Raw genomic sequence first — 4,247 nt, 5'->3', positions numbered from 1 at the left:
GCGCGGGTTGTCGTCGGTCACGATGACCAGGTCGGCCAGCTCGGCGGCGATGCGGCCCATCGGCCCGCGTTTACCCCGGTCGCGGTCGCCGCCGGCCCCGAATACCACGGCCAGCCGGCTGCCCGGGCGGCGCAGTGATTGCAGCACCGCGCCCAAGGCGCCCGGCTTATGCGCGTAGTCGACCAGCGCGAGGAAGTCCTGGCCGCGGTCGATCTGCTCCAGCCGCCCGGGGACTCGGGTATTCCGCAGACCGGTCGACGCCTGCTCGGGGGAGACCCCGATTGCATCGAGAATCGCCAGTGCGACAAGGCAATTAGCGATGTTGTATTCGCCCGGCAGCGGGACACCAACCCGGTGGTGCACACCGGCGGGGTCGACTGCGGTGAACTCCTGCACGCCCGCGTCGGCGGTCACGTCTTCGGCGCGCCAGTCCGCGGCCCGACCCTGTGTGCTGACGGTGATCGCGGCGTCGGCGCGGTCGGCCATGGCGCGACCGGCGTCGTCGTCGACGCACACCACGGCGCGATGCGCGCGCAGCGGTGACGACGGGTCGAACAACCGCGCCTTGGCCTCGAAATAGTCGGCCATGGTCGGATGGAAGTCGAGGTGGTCGCGGGACAGGTTGGTGAAAGCGCCGACCGCGAAATGCACGCCGTCGACGCGGCCGAGCGTCAGCGCGTGGCTGGACACCTCCATCACCACGGTGTCGACGCCGCGCTCGGCCATCACCGCAAGCAGGGCCTGCAGCGCGGGGGCCTCGGGCGTGGTCAGCGCGCTGGGGACGTCGACGCCGTTGATGCGCAGGCCGATCGTGCCGATCAAGCCCACTGCCCGCCCGGCCGCTCGCAGCGCAGCCTCGAGCAGATATGTCGTGGTTGTCTTGCCCGACGTGCCGGTGACGCCGACGACGGCGAGGCGTTCTGACGGACGGCCGTACACGACGGCCGCGAGTTCGCCGAGCACGCTGCGGGGTTCGGGATGTACCAGCACCGGCACGGCATGGGAGTGCTCGGCCTGGCCGGTGATTTCGACGACGCCCGCGGGGTCGGTGAGTACCGCGACGGCCCCGGTTTCGATGGCGTCGCCGAGGTAACGGGCACCGTGGGTTGACGAGCCGGACAGTGCGGCAAACAGGTCACCCGGTTGCACGTCTTGTGCCCTCAACGTGACTCCGGTGATCGGCACATCGGGCACCGGGCTGCCCTCGACGCCTACCGCGCCGACTTGAGCGGCCAGCGTCGACAGCGGCACACCCAGGCCGATGGCCGGGCGCAGCCCGTCAGGCACCGTGGGCACCGATACCACCTTCCTCTTTCAGGGCCGTTTCACCGACTTGATCGGCCATGACCCTACCGATCCGGCCCGCCGGCTAGAGCATTTGCGCGGCGATCGGAATCAGGATGCCCCAACGACGTTTTGCGGTCCGGAACGAGGCGATCACGGTTAGTACCGCAACTAACGGGGCGGCGTAAACCAGCATGACGAAGACGACGTAGGGCGGACCCTGACGCGTGCAATCTTCGTAGGCGCAGCGGTCGGTGCTCATCGCGCCTGCGAAGCCGACAAGCATGACAAACAAGGCTCCCGGCACGGTCAGTACGGCCAAGATCCAATCCAATTCACTGTCGCACGAACACGATGACCAGAATCCAACATCACGGGTCAGTCTGAACCTTTGGCTCCCTCGGCGGCGAGCCCCACCGCAACCTCTCCATGTTGTCGCGCTCCATCGCCGCAAAGCCGATTCCGTCGTTGCCCAGATCCAATGCGTGATCACCAACACTGGTCACCAGTCTGCGCGAGGCCTCCCACCAGCTTGCCGTCTTGGCGTGCAGCGCCGCCGCAGAGTCACCAACCCAGCCCGACAGGGCGGCGGCAATGCGGTTGTCCGACGACAAATGAGCACTCGCGAGATCATCGCCGTATTCGGACACCTGCGCCGCCGATCCCGCCAACGCTTCCAGGTCGACCCGAAACTTTCCTTCGGTAGCCATCGCCACCACCTCCCGCCACGGCCTGATAGTTCTCCGATTAGCAGCAGCTGGTGGCCGGCCGCAAATCACTTTGCGCCTACATGGCTTGCAATGTGAGCGGCGGCCCGGGATCGGGTGAGAGTGGAACGTTTTCGCGCTGCAGCAGCCAGCCGGCAATGTTGTGGAACAACGGGGCGGCCGAGTGGCCCGGCGTGCCGTCCGAGTTGCGCTCCGGGTTGTCCATCATGACCCCGATGACGTAGCGCGGGTCGTCGGTCGTGGCCATACCCGCGAACGTGATCCAGTAGACGTTGTCGAAGTAGCATCCACACGCCGGGTTGATCTGCTGTGCGGTACCCGTTTTGCCGGAAATCTGGTAACCCTCGACGGCGGCGGCCGGTCCGGTGCCCTGCTGGTAACCCCTCGGATCGTGCTGCACGACCCCGCGCAGCATGTTGCGCACCGTCCGCGCCGTTTCCGGCGATACCACCCGAATCCCTTCTGGACGTGGCTCTTCGGTGCGGGCGCCGTCTGGTCCGATGGTCGCCTTGACGATCCGTGGCGGCATCCGCAGCCCATCGTTGGCGATCGTCTGATACATGCCGACCATTTGCAGCAACGTCATCGAAAGGCCTTGGCCGATAGGCAGGTTGGAGAATGTGCTGCCCGACCACTGGTCGAGCGGCGGAACAAGGCCGGCGCTCTCACCGGGCAGCCCGACGTTGGTGCGCTGACCCAGCCCGAATTTGCGGAGCATGTCGTAATAGCGATCCGGGCCGACGCGCTGGGACAGCATCAGCGTGCCGACGTTGGACGATTTCCCGAACACGCCGGTAGTGGTATAGGGCGTCACGCCATGCGCCCAGGCGTCGTGCACCGTGACTCCACCCATGTTGATCGAGCCCGGCACTTGCAGCACCTCGTCGGGATTGCTCAGCCCGTACTCGATTACCGAGGACGCAGCCACGACCTTGTTCACCGATCCCGGCTCGAACGGTGAGGTGACCGCCAGGTTGCCCATCTGCTTATTGCCCTGACGCCCGATGTCCTGAGACGGGTCGAACGTGTTGTCGCCTGCCATCGCCAGCACTTCGCCGGTCTTTGCGTCCAGCACCACCGCCGAGACATTGCGCGCTCCGGATAGGTTCTTGGCCTGCTGCACCTGCTGCTGGACGTAGAACTGGATATCGTCGTCGAGGGTCAGTTGGACAGTCGAACCGTTGACCGCCTTGTGTTGATTGCGGTAGCTGCCCGGAATCACGACGCCGTCAGACCCGCGGTCGTAGGTGATCGAGCCGTCGTTACCGGCGAGCTCGGCGTCCATGGAATCTTCCAGCCCTAGCAAACCGTGGCCGTCCCAATCGATTCCGCCGACGATGTTGGCTGCCAATGATCCACCGGGGTACTGGCGCAGGTCTTGGCGCTCGGTGCCGACCTCGGGGAATTTGGTGGTGATCGCGGTGGCGATCGCCGGGTCGACGGCGCGGGCCAGATAGACGAACGTCTCGTCGCTTTGCAACTTCTTCAGCAAGGTGGCCTTGTCCGGCTTATTGTTCAGCCGCTGCGCCACGTCCCTGGCGATGTCTGTCAAACGTTGTTGCGGGTCAGGGGCTCCTCCGTTCTTCTGTTTGGCTTCCGCGAGCTGCTTGTGAATCCGGCGCGGCTGGAAAGTCAACGCGCGAGCCTCGATAGTGAAAGCGAGTTGGTCGCTATGACGGTCAATAATGCTGCCGCGCAACGCTTTTTGGACATCGGTCACCTTGAGCTGTCCCGCGGCCTCCGCGCGCAGTCCGGATGCTTGCGGCACCTGCAGATAGAACAGCTGGGCAGCCGCCACCGCCAATGCCAAGAAGATGACCGCGTTGCCCGTTCGGTGCCGGAACACGAACGACGCGCCACGGCTCCCGAGCTCCACCGCCTGGCGGGTACGACGGTCGCGTGCCGACCGAACCGGCGGGGCTGCCTTTGCCCGCTGATCTTTTTTGGCCGCAGCGGGTTTCTTCGGCTTTTTGGCCGGGCTGACACCGCGACGCTGCACCGGCCGCGACGATCGGCTGCCCGACCGGTCTACGCGGCTCACCGGCCGGCACCGGGTGTCGAAACGGTCAGGGGGCCGAATTGCTCACCGACAAGCGGTGCAGCCGGTGGCGTGGCGAGATGCGGTACTCCCACAGGTGGCGCGTCAACCGGCGGCGGAGCCGCGGCGGGAGGGCTCGCGGGTGTGGCCAGCGGCGCGGGCCCTGCGGGTACAGGGACGGCGGGCATGGGCGCTGC

The 4,247-nt window shown here is 66.3% G+C and carries 4 protein-coding genes; all 4 read right to left on the bottom strand.

Annotated elements, in window-relative coordinates:
* On the bottom strand, nucleotides 1–1,305 hold a 1,305-nt coding region (locus tag WBF82_RS21790; protein ID WP_424385009.1), incomplete at its 3' end, for a UDP-N-acetylmuramoyl-L-alanyl-D-glutamate--2,6-diaminopimelate ligase.
* A gap of 64 nt (nucleotides 1,306–1,369) precedes the next feature.
* Nucleotides 1,370–1,606: a hypothetical protein gene (locus tag WBF82_RS21785; RefSeq protein WP_424385008.1), complete on the bottom strand. Its 237-nt coding sequence runs from the start codon at nucleotides 1,604–1,606 to the stop codon at nucleotides 1,370–1,372.
* A 49-nt stretch (nucleotides 1,607–1,655) separates the two neighbouring features.
* Entirely contained in the window at nucleotides 1,656–1,994 is a 339-nt protein-coding gene (locus tag WBF82_RS21780) for a WXG100 family type VII secretion target (RefSeq protein WP_424385007.1), read from the bottom strand.
* 76 nt (nucleotides 1,995–2,070) lie between these two features.
* The gene (locus WBF82_RS21775) at nucleotides 2,071–4,053 is read right to left on the bottom strand and encodes a peptidoglycan D,D-transpeptidase FtsI family protein (protein WP_424385006.1); all 1,983 of its coding nucleotides are present in this window, start codon (nucleotides 4,051–4,053) and stop codon (nucleotides 2,071–2,073) included.
* Between the last annotated feature and the right edge of the window lie 194 nt (nucleotides 4,054–4,247).

The organism is Mycobacterium sp. (assembly GCF_049673265.1).
Classification (GTDB): domain Bacteria; phylum Actinomycetota; class Actinomycetes; order Mycobacteriales; family Mycobacteriaceae; genus Mycobacterium.
The sequence above is the reverse complement of the archived record's forward strand: the minus strand, read 5'-3'. Positions and strand labels throughout refer to the sequence as shown.

What these genes read in the sequence shown, in the direction of transcription:
- WBF82_RS21780 (WP_424385007.1), bottom strand. Translation starts at nt 1,994, where the DNA reads ATGGCTACCGAAGGAAAGTTTCGGGTCGACCTGGAAGCGTTGGCGGGA.